The 23,967-nt window shown below is 72.2% G+C and carries 20 protein-coding genes and 2 pseudogenes; 6 read left to right on the top strand and 16 right to left on the bottom strand.

The genetic code is table 11. The annotated features are described in order from the left end of the window. Window positions 1-122 precede the first annotated feature (122 nt). Both AB0G56_RS06840 and AB0G56_RS06835 read left to right on the top strand, forming a co-directional pair. The gene (locus AB0G56_RS06840) at window positions 123-1,532 is read left to right on the top strand and encodes an NAD(P)/FAD-dependent oxidoreductase (protein WP_360964767.1); all 1,410 of its coding nucleotides are present in this window, start codon (window positions 123-125) and stop codon (window positions 1,530-1,532) included. Beyond that, entirely contained in the window at window positions 1,529-2,047 is a 519-nt protein-coding gene (locus AB0G56_RS06835) for an O-acetyl-ADP-ribose deacetylase (protein WP_360964764.1), read from the top strand. Before AB0G56_RS06840 ends, AB0G56_RS06835 begins: the two co-directional genes overlap by 4 nt. Before the next feature lie 105 nt (window positions 2,048-2,152). Here AB0G56_RS06835 and AB0G56_RS06830 read toward each other — a convergent pair whose 3' ends face one another. Further along, window positions 2,153-3,214, bottom strand: a complete 1,062-nt coding sequence (locus tag AB0G56_RS06830) for an alpha/beta hydrolase-fold protein (RefSeq protein ID WP_360964761.1) — start codon at window positions 3,212-3,214, stop codon at window positions 2,153-2,155. A 253-nt stretch (window positions 3,215-3,467) separates the two neighbouring features. On the opposite strand from AB0G56_RS06830, the gene AB0G56_RS06825 reads away from it, so the two are divergent. Together AB0G56_RS06825 and AB0G56_RS06820 are read left to right on the top strand one after the other, a co-directional pair. After that, a complete protein-coding gene (locus AB0G56_RS06825; RefSeq protein WP_360964758.1) occupies window positions 3,468-4,964 on the top strand; it encodes an AlkA N-terminal domain-containing protein in 1,497 nt (498 codons plus the stop codon). 11 nt (window positions 4,965-4,975) lie between these two features. Next, window positions 4,976-5,458 (top strand): methylated-DNA--[protein]-cysteine S-methyltransferase, encoded by a 483-nt coding sequence (locus AB0G56_RS06820; protein ID WP_360964755.1) that lies wholly within the window; start codon window positions 4,976-4,978, stop codon window positions 5,456-5,458. Between the two features lie 47 nt (window positions 5,459-5,505). On the opposite strand, the pseudogene AB0G56_RS06815 reads toward AB0G56_RS06820, so the two are convergent. After that, window positions 5,506-5,973 (bottom strand): annotated as a pseudogene (locus tag AB0G56_RS06815) (Sir2 family NAD-dependent protein deacetylase); the annotation flags it as partial. A gap of 36 nt (window positions 5,974-6,009) precedes the next feature. After that, window positions 6,010-6,501: an NUDIX hydrolase gene (locus AB0G56_RS06810; RefSeq protein WP_360964752.1), complete on the bottom strand. Its 492-nt coding sequence runs from the start codon at window positions 6,499-6,501 to the stop codon at window positions 6,010-6,012. 191 nt (window positions 6,502-6,692) lie between these two features. Here AB0G56_RS06810 and AB0G56_RS06805 point away from each other — a divergent pair, with 191 nt between their 5' ends. Continuing rightward, on the top strand, window positions 6,693-7,811 hold the full coding sequence (locus AB0G56_RS06805; RefSeq protein WP_360965209.1) for a glycerate kinase: 1,119 nt from the start codon (window positions 6,693-6,695) through the stop codon (window positions 7,809-7,811). 79 nt (window positions 7,812-7,890) lie between these two features. Here the strand turns inward: AB0G56_RS06805 and pssA are convergent, their stop codons facing one another. The 9 genes from pssA to AB0G56_RS06760 all read right to left on the bottom strand — a co-directional run bounded on the left by pssA (window position 7,891) and on the right by AB0G56_RS06760 (window position 18,988). Continuing rightward, entirely contained in the window at window positions 7,891-8,709 is an 819-nt protein-coding gene (pssA, locus tag AB0G56_RS06800; protein WP_360965206.1) for a CDP-diacylglycerol--serine O-phosphatidyltransferase, read from the bottom strand. Window positions 8,710-8,731: 22 nt separating this feature from the next. Beyond that, complete coding sequence (locus AB0G56_RS06795) at window positions 8,732-9,388, bottom strand: phosphatidylserine decarboxylase (protein ID WP_360964749.1); 657 nt, start codon at window positions 9,386-9,388, stop codon at window positions 8,732-8,734. Window positions 9,389-9,558: 170 nt separating this feature from the next. Further along, on the bottom strand, window positions 9,559-10,764 hold the full coding sequence (locus tag AB0G56_RS06790; RefSeq protein WP_360964747.1) for an acyl-CoA dehydrogenase family protein: 1,206 nt from the start codon (window positions 10,762-10,764) through the stop codon (window positions 9,559-9,561). Further along, entirely contained in the window at window positions 10,765-11,280 is a 516-nt protein-coding gene (locus AB0G56_RS06785; RefSeq protein ID WP_360964744.1) for a MaoC family dehydratase, read from the bottom strand. 15 nt (window positions 11,281-11,295) lie between these two features. Continuing rightward, window positions 11,296-12,270 (bottom strand): CoA ester lyase, encoded by a 975-nt coding sequence (locus AB0G56_RS06780; RefSeq protein ID WP_360964741.1) that lies wholly within the window; start codon window positions 12,268-12,270, stop codon window positions 11,296-11,298. After that, complete coding sequence (locus AB0G56_RS06775; RefSeq protein ID WP_360964738.1) at window positions 12,267-14,324, bottom strand: protein meaA; 2,058 nt, start codon at window positions 14,322-14,324, stop codon at window positions 12,267-12,269. Before AB0G56_RS06775 ends, AB0G56_RS06780 begins: the two co-directional genes overlap by 4 nt. A 9-nt stretch (window positions 14,325-14,333) precedes the next feature. Continuing rightward, on the bottom strand, window positions 14,334-15,671 hold the full coding sequence (ccrA, locus tag AB0G56_RS06770; RefSeq protein ID WP_360965203.1) for a crotonyl-CoA carboxylase/reductase: 1,338 nt from the start codon (window positions 15,669-15,671) through the stop codon (window positions 14,334-14,336). A 451-nt stretch (window positions 15,672-16,122) separates the two neighbouring features. Further along, window positions 16,123-16,950 (bottom strand): TetR family transcriptional regulator, encoded by an 828-nt coding sequence (locus AB0G56_RS06765; protein WP_360964735.1) that lies wholly within the window; start codon window positions 16,948-16,950, stop codon window positions 16,123-16,125. Window positions 16,951-17,182: 232 nt separating this feature from the next. After that, window positions 17,183-18,988 carry a 3-hydroxybutyryl-CoA dehydrogenase gene (locus tag AB0G56_RS06760; RefSeq protein WP_360964732.1) on the bottom strand — a complete coding sequence of 602 codons (1,806 nt, stop codon included), beginning with the start codon at window positions 18,986-18,988 and terminating at the stop codon, window positions 17,183-17,185. Window positions 18,989-19,383: 395 nt separating this feature from the next. On the opposite strand from AB0G56_RS06760, the gene AB0G56_RS06755 reads away from it, so the two are divergent. Continuing rightward, the gene (locus AB0G56_RS06755; protein WP_360964729.1) at window positions 19,384-19,959 is read left to right on the top strand and encodes an adenylosuccinate lyase; all 576 of its coding nucleotides are present in this window, start codon (window positions 19,384-19,386) and stop codon (window positions 19,957-19,959) included. 12 nt (window positions 19,960-19,971) lie between these two features. On the opposite strand, the pseudogene AB0G56_RS06750 reads toward AB0G56_RS06755, so the two are convergent. The 4 genes and pseudogenes from AB0G56_RS06750 to AB0G56_RS06735 all read right to left on the bottom strand — a co-directional run. Continuing rightward, window positions 19,972-20,499 (bottom strand): annotated as a pseudogene (locus AB0G56_RS06750) (GNAT family N-acetyltransferase); the annotation flags it as partial. A gap of 20 nt (window positions 20,500-20,519) precedes the next feature. After that, window positions 20,520-20,918 (bottom strand): RidA family protein, encoded by a 399-nt coding sequence (locus AB0G56_RS06745; RefSeq protein WP_360964726.1) that lies wholly within the window; start codon window positions 20,916-20,918, stop codon window positions 20,520-20,522. A gap of 69 nt (window positions 20,919-20,987) precedes the next feature. Beyond that, window positions 20,988-22,589 carry an alpha/beta hydrolase gene (locus tag AB0G56_RS06740; protein WP_360964723.1) on the bottom strand — a complete coding sequence of 534 codons (1,602 nt, stop codon included), beginning with the start codon at window positions 22,587-22,589 and terminating at the stop codon, window positions 20,988-20,990. A 135-nt stretch (window positions 22,590-22,724) separates the two neighbouring features. Then, a complete protein-coding gene (locus AB0G56_RS06735) occupies window positions 22,725-23,861 on the bottom strand; it encodes an Rv2578c family radical SAM protein (protein ID WP_360964720.1) in 1,137 nt (378 codons plus the stop codon). Window positions 23,862-23,967: the final 106 nt, after the last annotated feature.

Below are 23,967 nucleotides of genomic sequence, written 5' to 3'. Positions count from 1 at the left end.
GGCCGCCGAACCCTGCGGGAGCCGCGCCCCGCGGGCCCCGGTGTCGGTGCGGCGGCATATCCTGGCACCGACGACAGGTCCGCGTGGCCATCGGCTGACGAAGGGGTCCGAAGGTGCCGTCGATGCTCGATGCCGTGGTCGTGGGAGCGGGGCCGAACGGCCTGACCGCCGCCGTGGAGCTGGCCCGCCGCGGCTTCTCCACGGCCGTGTTCGAGGCGCGGGACACCGTCGGCGGCGGCGCCCGCACCGAGGAGCTGACCCTCCCCGGGTTCCGGCACGACCCGTGCTCCGCCGCCCACCCCCTCGCCGTCAACTCGCCCGCCTTCCGCGCCCTGCCCCTGGAGCGCTACGGCCTGCGGTGGCTCCACCCCGAGCTGCCCATGGCCCACCCCTTCCCCGACGGCACCGCGGCCGTCCTGGCCCGCTCCGTCGCCGAGACGGCCGCCTCCTTCGGGGCGCGGGACGCCGGCGCGTACCGCCGGCTCGTCGAGCCGTTCCTGCCCCGCTGGGACACCCTGGCCCGCGACTTCATGTCCCTGCCGCTGACCGCCCTGCCCCGCGACCCGGTCACCCTCGCCCGCTTCGGCCTCGCCGGGCTGCCCCCCTCCACCTGGCTGACGCGCCGCTTCCGCGACGAGCGGGCCAAGACGCTCTTCGCCGGCCTCGTCGCCCACGTGATGGCGCCGCTCGGCGGCTTCGCCACCGGCGCCATCGGCCTGGTGTTCGCGCTGGCGGCGCACGCCCGCGGCTGGCCGCTGGCCCGCGGCGGCTCCCAGGCGATCTCCGACGCCCTCGCCGCCCACCTCAAGGACCTCGGCGGCGCCGTGCACACCGACTACGAGGTCAAACGCCTCGACGACCTGCCGCCCGCCCGGGCGTACGTCTTCGACACCTCACCCACCGCGCTGGCCCGCATCGCGGGCCTGGGCCGCTACTACGACTCCTACCGGTACGGCCCCGGCGTCTTCAAGATCGACTACGCGCTGGACGGTCCCGTCCCGTGGACCGCCGAGGAGCCCCGCGCCGCCGGAACCGTGCAGATCGGGGCGGACAGCACCGAGATCGGCGCCGCGCTGCGCGCCGCCTCCCGCGAGGGCCGCGCACCCGACAGACCCTTCCTCATCACCGTCCAGCCCAGCGTCGTCGACCCCACCCGGGCCCCCGCGGGCAAGCACGTCTTCTGGGCGTACGGACATGTGCCGGCCGGCTGGGACGGCGACCTCACCGACGCCATCGAACGCCAACTGGAGCGCTACGCCCCCGGCTTCCGCGACCGCGTCCTCGCCCGCGCCACCGCCGGACCGGCACAGCTCGCCGCCCGCAACGCCAACTACGTCGGCGGCGACATCGCCTCCGGCGCGGTCTCCGGACTCCAGATCCTGCTGCGGCCCAAGCTCACCCTGTTCCCGTACCACACCCCGCACCCGGCCGTCTTCATCTGCTCCTCGGCCACCCCGCCCGGCCCCGGAGTGCACGGCATGTCCGGACACAACGCGGCCAAGGCCGTCTGGAGGAGGCTGCGCCAGACATGACCGCCACCCCCGCCCTCAGGCTCGTGCGCGGCGACATCACCCGGCAGCACGCCGACGCCCTCGTCAACGCCGCCAACTCCTCCCTGCTCGGCGGAGGCGGCGTCGACGGCGCCATCCACCGCCGCGGCGGCCCCGCCATCCTGGAGGAGTGCCGCGCGCTGCGCGCCTCCAGGTACGGCAGAGGCCTGCCCATTGGGCAGGCCGTCGCCACCACCGCGGGCGCGCTGGACGCCCGCTGGGTGATCCACACCGTCGGTCCGGTGTACCAGGGCCCGGGCAGCGACCCGGCACCCCTGGCCTCCTGCTACCGCGAGTCCCTGCGGGTCGCCGACGAACTGGGGGCCCGCACGGTCGCCTTCCCGGCGATCTCCACCGGCGTCTACCGCTGGCCGCTCGACGACGCCGCACGCGTCGCCGTCCAGACCGTGCGGGAGACCCGGACCGACGTCGAAGAGGTCACGTTCGTCCTCTTCGACGACCCGGCCTACCAGGCGTTCGCCGCGCAACTCGCCTGAGAGGGGGCACCGCGCTGCGCACGGCCACCGGCCCGCCCCCGGCGGGCACCGGGCGCCCCGGAGGCGGACCCGCCCCGGCGCCCCCGAGGCGGACCCGCCCCGGCCCTACTTGGGCGCCGACAGCCAGGCGCTCAGCCAGTGGAAGGCCATCGGGTACGACGCCGCGAACGTGTGGTAGTTGTGCCCTCCGCTCGGCAGCAACTGGGTGCGCACCTGCACGGACGAGGCCGCCGAGGCCGCCAGGAACTTCTCGATGGAGGCGGGCGGGCTGACCCGGTCCTGGTGGGACGTGGCGAGGAACAGGCTGACCCGGGCCGTGGAGCCGACGACGAGATCGGTCGGAGTGTTGGCCCGGCGCAGCTTGGCGTCGGGGATGACCGAGGTGTCGCCCGTCAGCGGGTCGGGGTCGATGGCGGCGCCCGCACCGAAGATCTTCGGGTACTGCAGCGGCAGTTTCGCGGCGCAGTAGCCGCCGGTGGAGTAGCCCATCACGCCCCAGCCCTTGCTGCCCCGCAAGGTGCGGAACTTGTGCCGGACCAGGTCGGGGACGTCGTACGCCAGCCAGGTCGCGACCTTGCGGTCGGGAAGGTCGCTGCAGTCCGTGTCCACGCTGCCCGGGTCGATCACGGGCATCACCAGGATGAAGGGGTGCGCCTTGCGCTCCTTCATCAGTTTCTCGAAGTCCCCGGGCATACCGCCGTGCTCCAGCCAGGACTGCGGGGAGCCGGGGACGCCATGCATCATGATCAGCACCGGGAACCGCTTCTTGCGGTAGGCGGGCTCCTTGTACTGCGGCGGCGTCCACACCAGGACCTGGCCCGACAGCGTCGAGCGGCCACCGCGGAAGTACGTGTCGAGCACGCCGTCGCGCGTCCCGTGGTTGAACTTGGCGCGGCTCGGCGGCGGGCCCGGCATCGCGTCCGCGTTCGCGCTGCTCGTCGTGCCCAGCAGGTCCTGCCACGAGGCGTACAGCCCGTAGCTGTTGTTTATCCAGGTCGCCACCACGGTGATGGCGGTGAGCTGGCACAGGGCGATCATCGCGCCGTGCACCAGCCACCGCACCGGCCGCGGTCCGCGCACTCTCGACCACACCGCGACCGTGCCGATCATCGCGAGGACCGTCGCGACGACGAGAACGAAGAAGAACGTCGCACCAGTCAGCGCCACGCGGCCACCTTCCCGTAGCGGCACGCCGCACCCGCGGCTGCCGTCCGAAAACCAAGAAGCTGGTGTTTCGACGGGCAGACCCTGCGAACACCCCCAGCACCAATCAGGATGCAGAATGAGGGGGCGGGGTTGCTGATGCGCACCCCGAAATACGGTGAAAAGTTCGCCAAGCGATCCGGAGCCGCGCAGAACACACAAGGGTCATGTCGGATTCCCGCCAGCCCGGACGCGGCCGATGCAGGATCCTGGACGCATGCAGAAGGGGATGCACACCGACCGTGCACGCTGTGTCCGCGCCGTCCAGTCGAAGGACGCACGATTCGACGGCTGGTTCTTCACCGCCGTCCTGACCACCCGCATCTACTGCCGGCCCAGCTGCCCCGCGGTGCCGCCCAAGCCGGAGAACATGACGTTCCTGCCCAGTGCGGCGTCCTGTCAGCAGGCGGGGTTCCGGGCCTGCAAACGCTGCCGCCCCGACACCAGCCCCGGCTCACCGGAGTGGAACCGGCGCGCCGACCTCGTGGCCCGCGCCATGCGGCTCATCGCCGACGGCGTCGTGGACCGCGACGGCGTTCCCGGCCTCGCCGCCCGCCTCGGCTACAGCACCCGCCAGATCGAACGCCAGCTCCTCGCCGAACTCGGCGCCGGCCCGCTCGCGCTCGCCCGCGCCCAGCGTGCCCAGACCGCCCGGCTGCTGATCGAGACCACCGCCCTGCCCATGGCCGAGGTCGCCTTCGCAGCCGGCTTCGCCTCGATCCGCGCCTTCAACGACACCGTGCGCGAGGTCTTCGCGCTCACCCCCAGCGAGCTGCGCGGCCGGGCACCCCGGGAGGCCGCAGCGGGCCAGGCGCGTACCGCCGGGCCCGGCGCCCTATCGCTGCGGCTGCCCTTCCGTGCTCCGCTCAACCCGGACAACCTCTTCGGCCACCTCGCCGCGACCGCCGTACCCGGCGTCGAGGAGTGGCGCGACGGCGCCTTCCGCCGCACGCTGCGCCTGCCCTACGGCCACGGCATCGCCGCGCTCACCCCGCGCCCGGACCACATCGCCTGCCGGCTCACCCTCGGCGACCTGCGTGACCTGCCCGTCGCCATCAGCCGCTGCCGCCGCATGCTCGACCTGGACGCCGACCCGGTCGCCATCGACGACCAGCTGCGCACCGACCCCGTCCTCGCCCCCCTGGTCGACAAGGCCCCGGGCCGGCGGGTGCCGCGCACCGTGGACGAGGCGGAGTTCGCCGTCCGGGCCGTGCTCGGCCAGCAGGTCTCCACGGCCGCGGCCCGCACCCACGCGGCCCGCCTCGTCACCGCCCACGGCGAGCCGGTCGACGACCCCGAGGGCGGCCTCACCCACCTCTTCCCCGCCCCCGAGGCGCTCGCCGCTCTCGACCCCGAGTCCCTGGCCATGCCCCGGACCCGGCGCACCACCTTCACCACCCTCGTCCACCGGCTCGCCGAAGGCACCCTGCGCCTCGGGGTGGAGAGCGACTGGCCCCACACCCGCGCCGACCTCCTGGCACTGCCCGGCTTCGGCCCCTGGACCGCCGACGTCATCGCCATGCGCGCCCTCGGCGACCCCGACGCCTTCCTCCCCACCGACCTCGGCATCCGCCGCGCCGCCCGCGAACTGGGCCTGCCCTCCACCCCGGCCGCCCTCACCGCCCGCGCCGCGGCGTGGCGCCCCTGGCGGGCCTACGCCGTGCAGTACCTGTGGGCCACCGACAATCACCCCATCAACTTCCTTCCCGTCTGAGGACGTTCCGGATGAAGCAGCACACCGTCATCGACAGCCCCTACGGCCCGCTCACCCTCGTCGCCGACGACGGCGTCCTGTGCGGCCTGTACATGACCGACCAGCGCCACCGCCCGCTCCAGGAGACGTTCGGCGAACGGGACGACCGCTGCTTCGGGGAGACCGCCGACCAGCTCGCCGCCTACTTCGCGGGCCGTCTCAAGGAGTTCACCCTCCCGCTGCGCCTGGCCGGCACCCCCTTCCAGCGCCGCGTCTGGGAACAGCTGCGCGCGATCCCCTACGGCGAGACCCGCACGTACGGCGAACTCGCCCACGCCCTCGGCAGCCCCCAGGCCTCCCGCGCCGTCGGCCTCGCCAACGGGAAGAACCCCGTCGGCATCATCGTCCCCTGCCACCGCGTCATCGGCGCGAACGGCAGCCTCACCGGCTACGGCGGCGGCCTGGCCCGCAAGCGCCGCCTGCTGGACTTCGAGCAGGGCGCCGGACTCTTCTGAGCGCCCCCGGCCCGAGGTGCCCCGATCCTGGTTGGGTCGGCGTCGCGCAGCCGGTCCAGCAACGCGGGCAGGTGCCGATGGGTTCGCGGACCACCTCGTCGGCGATCTCGTCGTACGGCATCGGCTCCGCGGTGGCGATGACGAGGCGCGCGCCGTGGCCGGCGGCGACCTGCGCGAGGCCGGCCGCCGGCTGCATCTGGAGGCCCCCCCGACGGCGACGAACACCTGGCAGGCCTTGGCGATCGCGAGCGCCTCGCCCAGGGCGACCGGGTCGAGGCGCTCGCCGAACATCGCCGTGGCCGACTTGAGGATGCCGTCGCACTCCCGGCAGGGCGGATCGTCCTCACCGGCCTCGACCCGGGCGAGCGCGTCCTCCATGGGCCCACGCGCATGTCACCGGTGCACACGACACTGTGCACGCTGCCGTGCGGTTCGAGCACCTTGCGGGCGGGCATCCCCGCGAGCTGGTGCAGCCCGTCCAGGTTCTGGGTGAGGACCCGTACACGGACACCAGCGCCCACGGGCCCGGGCGGGGCAGGGCCTCGGCGTGGTCAGCCGACGCGGTGGCCGTTCTCCAGTTCGGCCGTGCCCGTGCCCTCGGTGAGCACGTCGAGGGCGGCCAGGACGCGGCGGCCCAGGGAGCCCGTCAGATGGGCGGCGAGTTCGTCGCGCCCCACCAGGCGCCAGGAGAGCAGTTCCTCCTCCTGGAGCCGGATCGCCTTGAGGTCCTCGTCGGTGAGGACCCCGCCCTCGTAGAGGTACGCGACCAGCGGAGGGCGGCCGGTGCCGGGCACCCAGTCCACCGCGAGCAGCCGCCCGAGCGGGCGGTCGAGACCGATCTCCTCCAGGGTCTCGCGGCGGGCCCCCTGGCGGGGGCTCTCGCCGGTGTCGGACTCGACCGTGCCGCCCGGCAGCGCCCACCCCTCCCGGTAGTTCGGCTCGACGAGCAGCACGCGCCCCTGCGTGTCGAGGAAGAGAGCGGCGGCACCGGCGAGCACCCGGGGCAGGCCGGCGATGTACGTGGCGTAGTCCGCAGTGGTCATCCAGGAAGGGTAAGGGCACCGGCAAGCGGGCGGAGTGAGGCCTTGGGGCTTCTCAGGGAGCGGGCGGGGCATGACGGCGGGGGGCGTCGCCGGTTATGGTCACAGCGGCGCGACTGGCCCCCTGACGTGCGGGGCCCGGAGAGCAAGGGGAATGCAAGGTGGCGGACGCTGCAGTGCACGGCACCCGCAGGGTGCTGATTGCCGCGGACAAGTTCAAGGGCTCGCTGACGGCCGTGCAGGTCGCCGAGCGGGTGACGGCCGGGCTGCGGCGGGTCGTGCCGGACGTGGAGGTCGAGGCGCTGCCGGTGGCCGACGGCGGCGACGGCACCGTGGACGCGGCGGTCGCGGCCGGGTTCGAGCGCCGGGAGGTGCGGGTCGCCGGGCCCCTCGGCGAGCCGGTGACGGCGGCGTTCGCGCTGCGCGGTGACACCGCGGTCGTGGAGATGGCCGAGGCCAGCGGGTTGCAGCGGCTCCCGGCCGGCGTCTTCGCGCCGCTGTCGGCCTCGACGTACGGCTCGGGTGAGCTGCTGCGGGCCGCGCTCGACGCGGGCGCCCGGACGATCGTGTTCGGCGTGGGCGGCAGCGCGACCACCGACGGCGGTGCGGGCATGCTGTCCGCTCTGGGCGCGCGGTTGCTCGGCGCCGACGGCGAGCCGGTCGCGCCCGGCGGCGGTGGACTGGCGGACCTGGCCCGCGCGGACCTGTCGGGCCTGGACCCGCGGCTCGCCGAAGCCGAGTTCGTGCTGGCCAGCGACGTGGACAATCCGCTGACCGGCCCGAAGGGCGCCCCGGCGGTCTACGGGCCGCAGAAGGGTGCCTCGCCCGAGGACGTGGAGACGCTGGATGCGGCCCTCGCGCACTACGCGAAGGTGCTGGAGGAGGCGATCGGGGCGCGGGCGGCCGAGTTCGCCGCGTCGCCCGGCGCCGGCGCGGCGGGCGGCATCGGGTACGGGGCGCTCATCGTCGGTGCGCGCTTCCGTGCCGGGATCGAGGTCATGCTCGACGTCCTCGGCTTCGCGCCCGCGCTGGGGCGGGCGTCCCTGGTGATCACCGGAGAGGGCTCGCTGGACGAGCAGACCCTGCACGGCAAGGCACCGGCCGGTGTCGCCGCCGCGGCGCGCGCGGCCGGCAAGGAGGTCGTCGCGGTGTGCGGGCGACTCGCGCTCGCCCCCGAGGTGCTGGGCCGGGCCGGTATCCGCCGGGCGTACGCGCTCACGGACGTGGAGCCGGACGTCGCCCGGTGCATCGCCGAGGCGGGCCCGATCCTGGAGCAGGTGGCCGAGCGCATCGGCGAGGACTTCCTGCGCTGAGGCGGCCCACCGCCGACCGGTATACGCGGAAGGGCCCCGGAACCGTACGATTCCGGGGCCCTTCCGCGTATACCGGGGGTTACGGCAGCTGCGCCGCCCGCGCCTCGCGCCGGTTGTCGCGGAAGTTGTTCACCCGGCGGGCCGTGGCGAACAGCGGGATCACCGCGCCCATCACCAGCTGGAGCGCACAGCCGGTCTGGAGCAGCAGCTGGCCGCTGGGGGCGTCGAAGGCCCAGGCGGCCAGCAGGCCCATGGACAGCACGATCCAGGAGAGCATCGCCACCGCGAGACGGCCGCGCGGCTTGGGGTACTCCACGCGGCTCACCATCAGCCACGCCGTCCCCAGGATCGCCAGCAGCGTCGCCACGAAGGGCAGCTCCAGCAGGACGACGGAGACCACGGTGAGCGCTCCGAACGGCGAGGGCATGCCCTGGAACACGCCGTCCTTCATCGTCACGCAGGAGAACCGCGCCAGCCTGAGGACGACCGCCAGCAGCACCACGATCGCGCCGAGCGCCGCCATCCGCTGGTGGGCGTCGTCGGCGACCATGCCGTAGACCAGCACGAAGTAGGCCGGGGCCAGGCCGAAGCTGATCAGGTCGGAGAGGTTGTCCAGCTCCGCTCCCATGGGGGAGGAGCGCAGCTTGCGGGCGACCAGCCCGTCGAACAGGTCGAAGACCGCCGCGCACAGCATCAGGATGACCGCCGTGGCGGCGCTGTGCCGGGCCATGCCCGACTCCTGGCTGCCGGTGAGGTGCGGGATCAGGATGCCGGTGGTGGTGAAGTACACCGCCATGAACCCGCACGTGGCGTTGCCCAGGGTGAGGGTGTCCGCTATCGACAGCCGGAGCGAGAGGGGCATCTCCTCCTCGTCGTCCAGGTCGTCGGCCTCGGGCACCCAGCCGGCCTGGGTCTCGGGATCAATCACGGTCAATGCGAGTCACCCCAGCCACGGTCTTCTGGCCGACCTCGACCGCGACCTCCACGCCCTCCGGCAGGTACAGGTCGACACGCGAGCCGAAGCGGATCAGACCGATCCGGTCGCCCTGCTCGACCTTGGTGCCCGACGGGACGTAGGGGACGATGCGGCGGGCCACCGCGCCGGCGATCTGGATCATCTCGATGTCGCCGAGTTCGGTGTCGAAGTGCCAGACGACCCGCTCGTTGTTCTCGCTCTCCTTGTTGAACGCCGGAACGAACCCGCCGGGAACATGCTCGACCGACGTGACCGTGCCGGAGAGCGGGGCACGGTTGACGTGGACGTTCAGCGGGCTCATGAAGATCGCGACGCGGGTGCGGCCGTCCTTCCACGGCATGATGCTCTGCACCACACCGTCGGCGGGCGAGACGACCCGGCCCTGGGCGATCTCGCGCTCGGGGTCGCGGAAGAACCACAGCATCCCCGCCGCGAGCGCGGTGGCGGGGACGGCTACTGCCTTGGCCACGCCCGAGCGGCGGGCGCGGACCAGGCTGACGGCTGCGGTGGCGACGGTCGGCAGAAGCCACGGCGATGCTCCGCGCGCGAGGCGTACGCCGGCGAGGCTGTCGCGAGGTGCAGAGGTTTGGCTGTGGGGCATGGATGACCTTCGTAGCGGATGATGCCGCGCTCTCGACGGGGGACGGCGGCTTTCCGCGATCGTAGCGGTTAAGGGCCACAACTGGGTAAGCCGGGAAGCCGAGTCGGCGGCCGAAGACCGCTGACGGGGTGTGATCTTCTTCTCGGAGAAAACACCCCGTATGCGGACATTCAGCCTTGGAGCCGATACTCTTCGAGCAGTCGGCGGCCGATGATCATTTTCTGGATCTCGGCGGTACCTTCACCGATGAGCAGCATCGGGGCCTCGCGGTAGAGGCGCTCGATCTCGTACTCCTTGGAGAAGCCGTAGCCGCCGTGGATGCGGAAGGCGTCCTCGACGACCTCCTTGCAGTACTCGGAGGCCAGGTACTTCGCCATGCCCGCCTCAAGGTCGTTGCGCTGCCCGGAATCCTTCTTCCGGGCCGCGTTCACCATCATCGCATGCGCGGCCTCGACCTTGGTGGCCATCTCCGCCAGTTTGAACTGGATGGCCTGGTGCTGGGCGATCGGCTTGCCGAAGGTGTGCCGCTGCTGGGCGTAGCGCACCCCCAGCTCGAAGGCGCGCCGGGCGACGCCGCAGCCGCGGGCCGCCACGTTCACCCGGCCGACCTCGACGCCGTCCATCATCTGGTAGAAGCCCCGGCCGGTGACCCCGCCGAGCACCCGGTCGGCGGGCACCCGCAGACCGTCCATGATCAGCTCGGTCGTGTCGACACCCTTGTAGCCCATCTTGTCGATCTTGCCGGGGATGGTCAGGCCGGGCCGCACCTCGCCGAAGCCGGGCTCCTTCTCCACCAGGAAGGTCGTCATCGACCTGTGCGGGGCCGTTCCCTCCGGGTGACCCTCGTCACTGCGGACGAGGACCGCGACCAGCGAAGACGTGCCGCCGTTGGTCAGCCACATCTTCTGGCCGTTCAGGACGTACTCCTCGCCCTCCTTCACTGCCTTCGACGTGATCGCCGACACGTCCGAGCCCAGCGCCGGCTCCGACATCGAGAACGCGCCCCGCACCTCCCCGAGGGCCATCCTCGGCAGGAAGTGGTCCTTCTGCTCCTGCGTCCCGTGCTGCTTGAGCATGTACGCGACGATGAAGTGGGTGTTGATGATGCCGGACACCGACATCCAGCCGCGCGCGATCTCCTCCACGCACAGCGCGTACGTCAGCAGCGACTCGCCCAGGCCCCCGTACTCCTCGGGGATCATCAGCCCGAACAGGCCCAGCTCCTTGAGGCCGTCCACGATCGCCTGCGGGTACTCGTCGCGGTGCTCCAGCTCGGTCGCGACCGGGATGATCTCCTTGTCGACGAAGTCCCGCACGGTGGAGACGATCTCCTGCTGGACGTCGGTGAGACCGTGGGTCTGGGCGAGACGGCTCATCTACTTCTTCCCCTGTTCCTTCAGCTGGGGGCGGCCCGGCTGCTCGCCGCCGCGCTCCTCGATGTACGTCTCGGTCGGCACCATCACCTTGCGGCGGAAGACGCAGACCAGCGTGCCGTCCTGCTTGTAGCCCTTGGTCTCCACGTGCACGATGCCGCGGTCGTCCTTCGACTTCGAGGGCCACTTGTCCAGCACCGTCGTCTCGCCGTAGACCGTGTCGCCGTGGAAGGTCGGCGCCACGTGCCTGAGCGACTCGATCTCCAGGTTGGCGATGGCCTTGCCGGAGACGTCCGGGACGGACATGCCGAGCAGGAGGGAGTAGACGTAGTTCCCGACGACCACGTTCCTGCCGAAGTCGGTCGTTCCCTCGGCGTAGTGCGCGTCCAGGTGGAGCGGGTGGTGGTTCATGGTGAGGAGGCAGAAGAGGTGGTCGTCGTACTCCGTGACCGTCTTGCCGGGCCAGTGCTTGTAGACCGCACCGACCTCGAACTCCTCGTAGGTCCGTCCGAACTGCATGGTGCTCAGGGCTCCTTAGTCGACGGGGGTCTCGAACTTCGACGTGCGCCGCATGCCGGCCGCCCGCCCCTTGCCCGCGACGACCAGCGCCATCTTCCGGCTCGCCTCGTCGATCATCTCGTCCCCGAGCATCGCCGAGCCCTTCTTGCCGCCCGCCTCGGACGTGCAGTACTCGTACGCGTCAAGGATCAGCTCGGCGTGGTCGTAGTCCTCCTGGGAGGGCGAGAAGACCTCGTTGGCGGCCTCGACCTGGCCCGGGTGCAGCACCCACTTGCCGTCGAAGCCGAGCGCGGCGGCGCGGCCCGCGACCTCGCGGAAGCCGTCCACGTCGCGGATCTGGAGGTAGGGGCCGTCGATCGCCTGGAGGTCGTGGGCGCGGGCGGCCATCAGGATCTTCATCAGGATGTAGTGGTAGGCGTCGGCCGGGTAGCCGGGTGGCTGCTCGCCCACGACCAGCGTCTTCATGTTGATGGACGCCATGAAGTCGGCCGGGCCGAAGATGATCGTCTCGGTGCGCGGCGAGGCCGCGGCGATCTCGTTGACGTTGTTCAGGCCCTGCGCGTTCTCGATCTGCGCCTCGATGCCGATGCGGCCGACCTCGAAGCCCATGGTCTTCTCGATCTGCGTCAGCAGCAGGTCGAGCGCCACGACCTGCTGGGCGCTCTGCACCTTGGGCAGCATGATGCAGTCAAGGTTCTGGCCGGCGCCCTCGACCACGGTGACCACGTCGCGGTACGTCCACTCGGTCGTCCAGTCGTTGACCCGGACCACCCTGGTCCTGCCGCTCCAGTCGCCCTCGTTGAGGAACTTGACGATGGTGTGCCGCGCCTCGGGCTTGGCCAGCGGCGCGCACGCGTCCTCCAGGTCCAGGAAGACCTGGTCGGCGGAAAGGCCCTGCGCCTTCTCCAGGAAGCGCGGGTTGCTGCCGGGGACGGCCAGGCAGGAGCGCCGCGGGCGCAGTCGGTTGACCTGGGGAGCAGGGCTGGTCATGCGGGGACCTCCAGGGGGTCGAGCTTGTTCGCTTTGCGGATCTCGTCCACGATGCGGCCGATGATGCCGGTGATGTCGAAGTCCTTCGGGGTGAAGACCGCGGCCACACCGGCGGCCTTCAGCTGTTCGGCGTCACCGCCTGGGATGATGCCACCGGCGATCACCGGGATGTCTGTGGCACCGGCCACACGCAGCCGCTCCAGCACGTCCGGCACCAGCCGGGCGTGCGAGCCGGAGAGGACGGACAGGCCGACCGCGTGCACGTCCTCGGCCAGGGCCGCGTCCACGATCTGCTCCGGGGTGAGCCGGATGCCCTGGTAGACCACCTCGAAGCCGGCGTCACGGGCCCGCACCGCGATCTGCTCGGCGCCGTTGGAGTGCCCGTCCAGGCCCGGCTTGCCGACCAGGAAGCGCAGCTTGCCCACGCCCAGGTCCCGCGCGGTCAGCTCGGCCTTGCGGCGCACCTCCGACAGGGCCGAACCCTCCTGAGCGGTCACCGCCACCGGCGCCGACGACACTCCGGTCGGCGCCCGGAACTCGCCGAACACCTCGCGCAGCGCCCCGGCCCACTCGCCGGTCGTGACCCCCGCGCGGGCGCACTCCAAGGTGGCCTCCATCAGGTTGTCGGTGCCCTTGGCGGCCTCCTTCAGCCGCTCCAGGGCCTTGCACGGGCGCGGGTGGTTGAACGGCGGCTGGTAGCGGGTGTCGCGCCAGTGCCGCAGCGACTCCACCACCCGCGCCTCGACCGCCGGGTCCACCGTCTGGATCGCGGTGTCCAGGTCGGCGGTGAGCGGGTTCGGCTCGGTGCCCTCGAAGATGTTGACGCCGACGATCTTCTCCTGGCCGGACTCGATCCGGCCCCGTCGCTCGGCGTGCGAGGCGACCAGCTGCGACTTCAGGTAGCCGGACTCCACGGCGGCCAGCGCGCCGCCCAGCTCCTGGATGTGCTCGATCTCCGCGAGGACGTCGGCGACCAGCCCCTCCACCTTCGCCTCGATCACCTTCGAGCCCTCGAAGATGTCGTCGTACTCCAGCAGGTCGGACTCGTAGGCCAGCACCTGCTGGATGCGCAGGGACCACTGCTGGTCCCACGGGCGGGGCAGCCCCAGGGCCTCGTTCCAGGCCGGCAGCTGCACCGCACGCGCGCGGGCGTCCTTGGAGAGGGTGACGGCCAGCATCTCCAGCACGATCCGCTGCACGTTGTTCTCCGGCTGCGCCTCGGTCAGGCCGAGGGAGTTGACCTGGACGCCGTAGCGGAAGCGGCGGTGCCTGGGGTCCTCGATGCCGTACCGCTCACGCGTGATCCGGTCCCAGATGCGGCCGAACGCCCGCATCTTGCACATCTCCTCGACGAAGCGGACACCCGCGTTCACGAAGAAGGAGATCCGGCCCACGACGTCGCCCATCCGCTCCGACGGCACCTGGCCGCTGTCGCGCACGGCGTCCAGGACGGCGATCGCGGTGGACATCGCGTACGCGATCTCCTGCACCGGCGTGGCCCCGGCCTCCTGCAGGTGGTAGCTGCAGATGTTGATCGGGTTCCACTTCGGGAGGTGGGAGACCGTGTACGCGATCATGTCCGTCGTCAGGCGGAGCGACGGGCCGGGCGGGAACACGTGCGTCCCGCGCGACAGGTACTCCTTGACGATGTCGTTCTGGGTCGTGCCCTGGAGCCGGCTGATGTCCGCGCCCTGCTCCTCGGCGACGACCTGGTAGAGCGCCAGCAGCCACATGGCCGTGGCGTTGATCGTCATCGAGGTGTTCATCCGCTCCAGGGGGATGTCCTGGAACAGCCTGCGCATGTCACCCAGGTGCGCGACCGGGACGCCGACCCGGCCCACCTCACCGCGCGCGAGGACGTGGTCGGAGTCGTAGCCGGTCTGCGTCGGCAGGTCGAACGCGACCGACAGACCGGTCTGGCCCTTGGCGAGGTTGCGCCGGTACAGCTCGTTGGACGCCTCCGCTGTGGAGTGGCCGGCGTAGGTGCGCATGAGCCACGGCCGGTCCCTTTCCTTTTGCGCCTGCGCCGCAGGCGCGGTCTGACGCTCGCTCATGTACGCCTCTCAGATGTTCCGGAAGCGGTTGATGGCGTCCACGTGCTTGGCGCGCATCTCCTCGTCGCGCACGCCCAGCCCCTCCTCGGGGGCCATGCACAGCACGCCGACCTTGCCCTGGTGGGCGTTGCGGTGCACGTCGTGGGCGGCCTGGCCGGTGTCCTGAAGGGAGTAGACCTTGGAGAGCGTCGGGTGGATCTTCCCCTTGGCGATGAGCCGGTTGGCCTCCCAGGCCTCGCGGTAGTTGGCGAAGTGGGAGCCGATGATGCGCTTCAGGGACATCCACAGGTAGCGGTTGTCGTACTCGTGCATGTAGCCCGAGGTCGAGGCGCAGGTGGTGATGGTGCCGCCCTTGCGGGTGACGTAGACGCTCGCGCCGAAGGTCTCGCGGCCGGGGTGCTCGAAGACGATGTCGATGTCCTCGCCGCCGGTGAGTTCGCGGATGCGCTTGCCGAAGCGCTTCCACTCCTTCGGGTCCTGGGTGGTCTCGTCCTTCCAGAACCTGTAGCCCTCGGCGGTGCGGTCGATGATCGCCTCGGCACCCATCGAGCGGCAGATGTCCGCCTTCTGCGGCGAGGAGACGACGCAGACCGGGTTGGCGCCGCCGGCCAGCGCGAACTGCGTGGCGTAACTGCCGAGGCCACCGCTCGCGCCCCAGATGAGCACGTTGTCGCCCTGCTTCATGCCGGCGCCGTTGCGGGAGACCAGCTGGCGGTAGGCGGTGGAGTTGACCAGGCCGGGGGCGGCGGCCTCCTCCCAGCTGAGGTGGCCGGGCTTGGGCATCAACTGGTTGGACTTGACGAGGGCGATCTCGGCGAGACCTCCGAAATTGGTCTCGAAGCCCCAGATGCGCTGCTCGGGGTCGAGCATCGTGTCGTTGTGCCCGTCGGACGACTCCAGCTCGACCGACAGGCAGTGGGCGACGACCTCGTCGCCCGGCTTCCAGGCGTTGACGCCGGGGCCGGTGCGCAGGACGACGCCCGCGAGGTCGGAGCCGATGACGTGGTAGGGCAGGTCGTGCCGGCGGGTCAGTTCGCTGACCTTGCCGTAGCGCTCCAGGAAGCCGAACGTCGACAGCGGCTCGAAGATCGAGGTCCACACCGAGTTGTAGTTGACCGAGGAGGCCATGACGGCCACCAGGGCCTCGCCCGGGCCGAGTTCGGGCAGCGGCACCTCGTCCAGGTGCAGCGACTTGCGCGGGTCCTTGTCGCGGGTCTCCAGCCCGGCGAACATCTCCGTCTCGTCCTTGTGCACGGTGATCGCGCGGTACGACTCGGGGAGCGGCAGTGCGGCGAAGTCGGCGGACGTGGCGTCCTGCGACTGGATCGCGTCCAGGATGTCCTTCACGGTCACGGTGTTGCCTCCGGCGATGAGCGCCCCTGAGGGAGGGGGCGCTGGGGGTTACGTCGGTGCTGCTGAGGGGTTTCGGGTGGGTGCCGTCGGTTCGGCGGGTGCCGTCGGTGCGGCGGTGGTGCGTGGCAGCGCTTTGTGGCGCGGAAGGTGCCTGTGACGCAGGCGTCCGGGCGTGCGGGCGGGGCCCGCCGGGACAGTCGGCACGCGATGCGGTCGCTGCGTGCCGGTCGCCCGGACACCTTCAACGTATGACACCGCGTGTCAGCTCGCAAGGCACTGAGTGCCATGAATTTCGCTCAGACGAAATCTTTACGCGACAGATGAGCGATGATCGATCGGAGGAGTCTCGACGGCGGGTGGAAAACCCCTCCGGCAAGCCGGAACGGCCACCCCGAGGGGTGGCCGTCAGTGGGCGCCGTGCGGCGCCGGGTGGTCCGGAAGGTGCTCAGCGGCCCTTCAGTGCCTCCTCGATGGTCCGCATGACCTCGTCCAGGGGGGCGTCGGTGCGGGCCACGGTGACCAGGACCTCGCCCTGCCGGGACACCGCCGCGGGCGTGGCGGCGGCCGGGCGGGCCGGCGTACCGGCCGTGGTGCGGCCGGCCCCGATCCCGGTGCCGAACGTCTTGCGCACGATCGCGAAGGCGTGGTCCAGCTGTGCCTCCACGTCGCCCTGGCCGCCCGCCCGCAGCCAGCGCCGCAGCACGTGGTTGTGCGCCGTGACCACCGCAGAGGCGGCGACCTCGGCCAGCAGCGGGTCGTCGTTGGCGTCGTCGGCGTGCGCGCGCTCGTCGAAGTGGCCCAGGAGATAGCGGGTGAACAGGCGCTCGTAGCGGGCCACCGAGGCGATCTCCGCCTCGCGCAGCGTGGGCACCTCGCGGGTCAGCTTGTAGCGGGCCACCGAGATCTCCGGCCGGGCCGCGTACATCTTCATGACTTCCTTGATGCCGCGGCAGACCGTGTCGAGCGGGTGCTCGTGCGCGGGGGCGGCGTTCAGGACCGCCTCGGCGCGGACGAGGGTGTCGTCGTGGTCCGGGAAGATCGCCTCTTCCTTGGAGCGGAAGTGGCGGAAGAAGGTGCGGCGGGCGACCCCGGCCGCCGCGGCGATCTCGTCGACCGTGGTCGCCTCGTACCCCTTGGTCGCGAACAGCTCCATCGCGGCGGCGGCCAGTTCCCGGCGCATCTTGAGCCGCTGGGCGGCCGCGCGGGAGCCCGCGGCGCTCTCCGGCGCGTCGGGCGTGGCGGGTGTACGTGAGGACTTGGCGGGCTGGGGCATGACCCGAACGTACTGCATACGCGCAGCCCGGTGCGCGGGTGCCCGGTCTTCGTCGGCCCCGGTGAGCGGGGGCGGGGCGGCCGGATCGAGCAGACCGCCCCACTCCGCGCCGCCCCGGAGCCGGCCACCGGGCGGGCCCCCCGTCCGGCCGCCCGCCCGGCCCTCCGTCCGGCCGCTCGCGCCGTCGCCCGTCCGGTCGCCTGTCCGGTCGCTCTCCCGGCCGCCCGCCCGGTCAGCGCCGGGCATGTTCGCGGAAGCCGCGGCCCGTCTTGCGGCCGAGGCAGCCCGCGGCCACCAGGTGCTCCAGGAGGGGCGCCGGGGCCAGGCCCGGGTCGCGGAACTCGCGGTGCAGGACCTTCTCGATGGCGAGTGAGACGTCCAGGCCGACGACGTCCAGCAGTTCGAAGGGTCCCATCGGGTAGCCACCGCCCAGCTTCATCGCCGCGTCGATGTCGTCCAGGGAGGCGTAGTGCTCCTGAACCATCTTGATCGCGTTGTTGAGGTACGGGAACAGCAAGGCGTTGACGATGAACCCCGCCCGGTCGCCGCAGTCCACCGGGTGCTTCCGGATCCTGGCGCACACCTCGCGGACGGTGGCGTGGACGTCGTCCGCCGTCAGCACCGTCCGCACCACCTCGACCAGCTTCATGGCCGGCGCCGGGTTGAAGAAGTGCATGCCGATCACGTCCTCGGGACGCGAGGTGGCACGGGCGCAGGCGACCACGGGCAGCGAGGAGGTGGTGGTCGCCAGCACCGCGCCCGGCTTGCAGACCTTGTCCAGCGTGCCGAACAACTGCTGCTTGACGGCCAGGTCCTCGGCGACGGCCTCCACGGCCAGGTCCACGTCGGCGAAGTCGTCGTACGTGTCGGTCGCGGTGATCCGGTCGAGGGTCTGCGCGGCGGCCTCGGCCGACAGCCGGCCCTTGTCGACAGAGCGTGAAAGCGACTTGCCGATACGGGCCTTGGCGGCCTGCGCCTTCTCGGCGCTGCGTGCGGCGAGCACGACCTGGTGGCCGGCCTTGGCGAACACCTCCGCGATGCCGGAGGCCATGGTGCCCGATCCCGCCACCCCGACGGAGCCGACGGTCCTGCCGGGGACGAGGGCGTCGCCGTCCAGCGGGGTGAGCGCGTCCCGCACCACCGCGTCGCTGCCCGCCGAGGCGTAGGTGTAGAAGCCGCGGCCCGCCTTGCGGCCGGTCAGACCCGCCTCGCTGAGCTGCTTGAGGACGGGCGCCGGGGCGTGCAGCCGGTCGCGGGACTCGGCGTACATGGCCTCCAGCACCGTGCGCGCCGTGTCCACGCCGATCAGGTCGAGCAGCGCGAGCGGGCCCATCGGCAGCCCGCAGCCGAGCCGCATCGCGGCGTCGATGTCCTCCCGGGAGGCGTACTTGGCCTCGTACATCGCGGCGGCCTGGTTGAGGTAGCCGAACAGCAGCCCGTCGGCCACGAACCCGGGGCGGTCGCCGACCGCGACCGGCTCCTTGCCCAGTTCGACGGCGAGGTCGGTGACGGCGGCGACGGCCTGCGGCGAGGTCAGCACCGAGGAGACGACCTCGACCAGCTTCATGGCCGGGGCCGGGTTGAAGAAGTGCAGGCCGAGCACGCGCTCGGGACGGGCGGAGTCGGCGGCCAGGCGGGTCACCGACAGGGCGTTGGTGCCGGTCGCCAGGATCGTCTCCGGGCGCACGATGCCGTCGAGTTCGCGAAAGACGCGGTGCTTGATGTCGTACGACTCCGGTGTCACCTCGATGACCAGGTCGGCGTCGGCCGCGGCGGTCAGGTCGGTGTGGGTGCGCACGCGGGCGAGGACGTCCGCTCGCTCCTGCCCGGTCAGCCGCCCCCGCGCCACGGCGCGGGCGGTCGAGGTCTCCAGGGCGGCGACGGACCGGGCGGTCGCGGCCTCGCTGACGTCGATGCCGACGACCTCGCGGCCGGCCCGGGCCAGGACTTCGATGATGCCGGTGCCCATGGTGCCGAGGCCGACGACGGCCACGGTCTTGAGCGGGGACGCGGGGGTGTCGCGGAGGGGAGTGGCCATCGCGGGACTCCAGATGAGGGGTGACGACTGGGAGCGCGGCCCGGTGCGCCGAGGGCGCACCGGGTGCGGAGGATGAGAGTGCGGGTGTTGCCGGGCTGCGAGCGCACACGCCCGGGACCTTCGCCGCGGGCGCGCACACGCCGAGCGGGCGGAAGGCCGGCCGGCTCTGTCCCGGAGCCGGGTCGTACAGCGGTACCGGTGGTACCAGCGCGGCACCTCGGGCGCCGAACCGACCACACTCGCGGTGGCTGCGTCACCAGGCCACTGCGAGTCAGTGCGAGCGGGTAGCTCGCTCGTCTGAGCTTAACCCGTTGGTAACGAGCGCGCCAGAGGCCCGCGTCCACAATGCGCGCGCTCCCTCCCGCGCGGCCGACCACGCCTCTAAGGTGGCCTTCGTGGACGAAGAGTTGCGATCACTCACGGAGCGTTTACGGCAGGAGTCGGGCGGGACGGCGGAGTTCCGGCAACTCGTGGCGACGGAGGACCTCGACGAACTGGCCGATGTCCTCACCGCAGCGGGCCGACCGCTGTGGGCCCGGGAACTGGCCGCCTTCCGGCTGGGGACCGCGGGCGACCGCCGCGCCTTCGAGTCCCTCGTCCTGCTCCTCAACCACCGCGACCCGCCGCGCTGCGCCGCCGCCGCGCACGCCCTGGCCCGCCTCGGCGACCCCCGCACGGCCCGCGCGGCGGCGGCCCTCGCCACCAACGAACTCCGCGTCGCCTACGCCCTGCACCCCGTGCGCCTCCTCGTCATGCTGCGCGCCCCCGAGTCGGTGCCCGCCCTGATCACCACCCTGCGCCGCAGACTGAGCCCGCACGACCCCTACCGCCGGGTGGCCCTCGCCTGCGTGGAAGGCCTCGGCGCACTCGGCGACGCCCGAGCTCGCCCGGTCCTCGACGAGGCCCTCGCCCACCCGACCCTCGCCGAGGCAGCCGTCCACGCCCTGGCCCGGCTGCCGAAGCAGAGGTGAGCCCGCTCGGCCGGGCAGTTCCCTGACGTACCGCACCTCGGGTACGGCGACGCCGTCCACCTCGGTGGACTGCTCGGCCCCGTCGGCGCGAAACCCGGCGCGCTCGTAGAAGCGCCGGGCACGGCCGTTCCCCTTCAGCACCCAGAGGAACACCCGCCCAAATCCGGCGGCGGCGCATCGGCGCACGGACTCCGTCAGCAGGGCGTGCCCGGCGCCGCCGCCGAACCACCGGGGGCCGACGTAGAGGGCGTACACCTCGGCGTCACCGGTGCGGACCTCACCGTCCCGGTAGGGCCCGTGGCAGACCCGGCCGAGGACTTCCCCGTCCCCGCTCCCGTGCGCCGACGGTGCCGGGGGCGGCCCCACCGCGACCAGATCGACCACGCTCGCGTCCCCCCGAGCCAGGAGCGCACGCCGGTGCTCCGTGTCCCGCTCGACGCTGAGCGCGTCCAGGGCGGAGCGGGGCACGAGGTCCCGGTAGGCGCTCTGCCAGGCGCGGACGCGGATCCCCGCCACCCGGGTGCAGTCCGCGGGCGTCATCTCGCGGACCCGTAAGTCCCTCACCCGGCCACCACCGCGAACGCCTCGATCTCCATCAGGAACTCGGGGCGTATCAGGGCGGCGACCTGGACGGCCGAGATCGCGGGGAGGCGGTCGTCGGGGAGGTGGCCGGCGCGGGCCGCGCGGATGGCCGGCATGTAAGTCATGTCCGTGACGAAGCAGGTGAGTTTGACGACGCCGTCGAAGGTCGCGCCTGCCGCGGCCAGGCAGCGGCGGATGTTCTCGAAGACCTGCCCGGCCTGGGCCGCCGGGTCGTCCTCCCCGACGAGGGCGCCGTCCTCGTCCAGGGCGAGCTGGCCCGAGACGGCGACGAACCGGCCGGTGCCCATGACGACATGGGAGTACTGGGCGGCGGGGGCGACGCCCTCGGGGGCGGGGATCCTGGTCAGTGAGCTCATGCCCCCATGGTGTACCAGGGGTATGACAGTCGGGGGTCCGCCCCCCGCTCCCGAGGGCCCGTCAGGTGGTCAGCCGCGGAAGCGGACCAGGTCGTGCAGGGCCGCACCGCGCGCCGCGCCGGTGCCGCGCGGGGGCGCCGCGGCCGAGGCCTTGGCGTTCAGCGGCTTCGGGTCGGGCACCTTCCGGCAGACGGCGTCGGCCCCGCCGGCCGGGCCGCGCGGCACGGTGCCGTCCCTCAGGTACGCCGACAGGTGCTCGTCCAGACAGGAGTTCCCGCTCAGGGTGATGCCGTGGTTGCCGCCGCCCTCCTCGACGACGAGGCTGGAGCCCTTCAGCAGGTGGTGGACGCGTACGCCGCCCTCGTACGGGGTGGCCGCGTCGTCGCTCGCCTGGAATAGCAGGACCGGCGGCAGGTCCCGGTTGGCGATGTCCACCGGACGCTCGGCCGAGGTCGGCCAGAAGGCGCACGGCGCGTTGTACCAGGCGTTGTTCCAGGCCATGAACGGCGCCTTGTCGTACACCGCCCAGGTGTCCGCGCGCCACTGCCGCCAGTCGCGCGGCCAGGCGGCGTCACGGCACTGCACCGCGGAGTAGACGCTGTAGCCGTTGTCCCCGGCGGCGTCCACGGCGCCGAAGTCCTCGTAGGCCTCGACGAGCGGGCCGGTCTTCCCGTCCTTCACGTACGCGGCGAACGCCTGGGCGAGGTAGGGCCAGTAGCCGTTGTAGTAGCCGCCGGGCATGAAGGTGTCCTCCAGCTCCGAGGCGCCGACCTTCCGGGCCGCGGGCTTCAGGGCGAGCGCCGCCCGCATCCCGTACCACTCGGCCTCGACCCGGGCCGGGTCGGTGCCCAGGCGGTAGGCCCCGTCGTTCCGTGCGACCCAGGCCATGAACGCGCGGTGGCGGGCGTCGAAGGCCCGGTCCTGCTGGAGGTTGTCGTCGTACCAGATCCCGTCCGGGTCGACGATCGAGTCCAGCACCAGGCGGCGCACCCGCTCGGGGAACAGCTTGGCGTACACCGCGCCCAGGTAGGTGCCGTAGGAGTAGCCGAAGTAGTTGATCTGCCGCGCGCCCAGGGCCCCGCGGATGGTGTCCATGTCCTTGACGGCGTCGACCGTGTCGATGTGCGGCAGCACGTCCGCGTACTTCTTCGCGCAGGCGGCGGCGTAGGAGCGCACGCGGGCGAGGTTGGCCTGTTCGAGCGCGGCGGTGGCGGGCACCGAGTCCGGGCGTACGGTCTTGAAGTGTCCCGGCGCGCAGTTGAGCGCCGGGCTGCTTTCGCCGACCCCGCGCGGGTCGAAGCCGACGACGTCGTACTGGGCGGCGACCGCCTCGGGCAGCGCGGAGGCGACGAAGGAGGCCAGTGAGAGCCCGCTGCCGCCGGGGCCACCGGGGTTGACCAGCAGCGGCCCCTGGTACGTCTTCGCGGTGTGCGGGACGCGGGACAACGCCAGGGTGATCTGCCGCCCGGACGGCCGCAGATGGTCCAGCGGCACCTTCACGGTGCCGCACTGGAGCGTCGGATGTTCGGTGGTGCCGCACTTCTTCCAGCTGATCCCGGCGGCTCGAAAGACGGCTGCGGGGTGCGATGTGCGCGCGTCGGCGGGGGCGGCGGTGACGGAACCCGCGACGACGAGTGCGGCACCGCACAGCACGGCAGCGCGTTTTCTCATGCGTCCTCCCAGGACGGAGAGGCTGCGGACCGCGCGTCCCGCGGTCCTCGCCGCATCGTCCCGGAAAGCACCCCCGCAAGAACGCGCTGGGAGGATTGTTGACCCGATCGGGCTGATCGATGCGCTCGAACGATCTCAGATGAACGAGAGCTGGACCGGTTCGGGCGGTGCCGGCGCGGGCGAGAGGGCCGAGGGCGGGTCGTGGGGACGCCGGTCCCGATCCCGGTCCCGGGAGGGCCCCTGCGGGCGGATGCGCCGTGCCGCGCCCGCGCGCGCGGGGCCGATGCCGTACTCCTGGGCGAGCTCGTGCACCTGACGGGTGATCCGGCGCTGGTACCACTTGGGCGCGTAGGCGCCCTCGGCGTACAGCCGTTCGTAGCGGCGCACCAGGTGCGGGTGGTGCTGTTTGAGCCAGGCCATGAACCACTCGCGGGCGCCGGGCCGCAGATGGAGGGTGAGCGGGGTGACGGAGGTGGCCCCCGCCGCCGCGATCGCCCGCACCGTCGCCCGCAGCTGCGCGGGGTCGTCGCCGAGGAAGGGGATCACCGGCGCCATCAGCACCCCGCACCCGATGCCGTGCTCCCCGAGGGTGCGCACGACGTCCAGGCGGCGCTCCGGCGCGGGCGTGCCCGGCTCCACCGTGCGCCACAGCTCGTGGTCGGTGAAGCCCACGGAGACGGAGATGCCCACGTCGGTGACGTCGGCGGCCTGCACGAGCAGGTCCAGGTCGCGCAGGATCAGGGTGCCCTTGGTCAGGATGGAGAACGGGTTCGCGTGGTCGCGCAGCGCGGAGATGATGCCCGGCATCAGGCGGTAGCGGCCCTCGGCGCGCTGGTAGCAGTCGACGTTCGTGCCCATCGCGATGTGCTCGCCCTGCCAGCGGCGGGCGGCGAGTTGGTGGCGCAGCAGTTCGGGCGCGTTCACCTTGACCACGATCTGGGTGTCGAAACCGAGGCCGGTGTCCAGGTCCAGGTAGCTGTGTGTCTTGCGGGCGAAGCAGTACACGCACGCGTGCGTGCAGCCTCGGTAGGGATTGACCGTCCATTCGAACGGCATGCGGGAGGCCCCGGGCACCCGGTTGATGATCGAACGGGCCCGGACCTCGTGGAAGGTGATCCCGCGGAACTCGGGCGTGTCGAACGTGCGGGTGGTGACCGCGTCCGCGCCGAAGAGCGCGGAGTCGGCCCGGCTGTGTCCGCCGTCCCCGGAGTGTGCGGAGTACCCGGCTTCCCCGGCGTTCCCGAAGTCCGCTGTGAGGTTGTCCCAGCGCATGACGCCTCCTCGGTAGCACTGGCCACAGAATAGAACACATGTTCCCTTGATCGTGCGGGCGACCGCGGGTGACCCGCTCCGGCGCCGTTCCCGATCGCCCGCCGTG

Source organism: Streptomyces sp. NPDC021356 (assembly GCF_040641015.1).
Taxonomy (GTDB): domain Bacteria; phylum Actinomycetota; class Actinomycetes; order Streptomycetales; family Streptomycetaceae; genus Streptomyces.
The sequence above is the reverse complement of the archived record's forward strand: the minus strand, read 5'-3'. Positions and strand labels throughout refer to the sequence as shown.

What these genes read in the sequence shown, in the direction of transcription:
- AB0G56_RS06765 (WP_360964735.1), bottom strand. Translation starts at nt 16,950, where the DNA reads ATGCCCCAGCCCGCCAAGTCCTCACGTACACCCGCCACGCCCGACGCG.
- AB0G56_RS06795 (WP_360964749.1), bottom strand. Translation starts at nt 9,388, where the DNA reads ATGCCCCACAGCCAAACCTCTGCACCTCGCGACAGCCTCGCCGGCGTA.
- AB0G56_RS06775 (WP_360964738.1), bottom strand. Translation starts at nt 14,324, where the DNA reads ATGAGCGAGCGTCAGACCGCGCCTGCGGCGCAGGCGCAAAAGGAAAGG.
- AB0G56_RS06825 (WP_360964758.1), top strand. Translation starts at nt 3,468, where the DNA reads ATGCAGAAGGGGATGCACACCGACCGTGCACGCTGTGTCCGCGCCGTC.
- AB0G56_RS06740 (WP_360964723.1), bottom strand. Translation starts at nt 22,589, where the DNA reads ATGAGAAAACGCGCTGCCGTGCTGTGCGGTGCCGCACTCGTCGTCGCG.
- AB0G56_RS06810 (WP_360964752.1), bottom strand. Translation starts at nt 6,501, where the DNA reads ATGACCACTGCGGACTACGCCACGTACATCGCCGGCCTGCCCCGGGTG.
- AB0G56_RS06735 (WP_360964720.1), bottom strand. Translation starts at nt 23,861, where the DNA reads ATGCGCTGGGACAACCTCACAGCGGACTTCGGGAACGCCGGGGAAGCC.
- AB0G56_RS06835 (WP_360964764.1), top strand. Translation starts at nt 1,529, where the DNA reads ATGACCGCCACCCCCGCCCTCAGGCTCGTGCGCGGCGACATCACCCGG.
- AB0G56_RS06760 (WP_360964732.1), bottom strand. Translation starts at nt 18,988, where the DNA reads ATGGCCACTCCCCTCCGCGACACCCCCGCGTCCCCGCTCAAGACCGTG.
- AB0G56_RS06745 (WP_360964726.1), bottom strand. Translation starts at nt 20,918, where the DNA reads ATGAGCTCACTGACCAGGATCCCCGCCCCCGAGGGCGTCGCCCCCGCC.
- AB0G56_RS06820 (WP_360964755.1), top strand. Translation starts at nt 4,976, where the DNA reads ATGAAGCAGCACACCGTCATCGACAGCCCCTACGGCCCGCTCACCCTC.
- AB0G56_RS06780 (WP_360964741.1), bottom strand. Translation starts at nt 12,270, where the DNA reads ATGACCAGCCCTGCTCCCCAGGTCAACCGACTGCGCCCGCGGCGCTCC.
- AB0G56_RS06790 (WP_360964747.1), bottom strand. Translation starts at nt 10,764, where the DNA reads ATGAGCCGTCTCGCCCAGACCCACGGTCTCACCGACGTCCAGCAGGAG.
- AB0G56_RS06840 (WP_360964767.1), top strand. Translation starts at nt 123, where the DNA reads ATGCTCGATGCCGTGGTCGTGGGAGCGGGGCCGAACGGCCTGACCGCC.
- AB0G56_RS06785 (WP_360964744.1), bottom strand. Translation starts at nt 11,280, where the DNA reads ATGCAGTTCGGACGGACCTACGAGGAGTTCGAGGTCGGTGCGGTCTAC.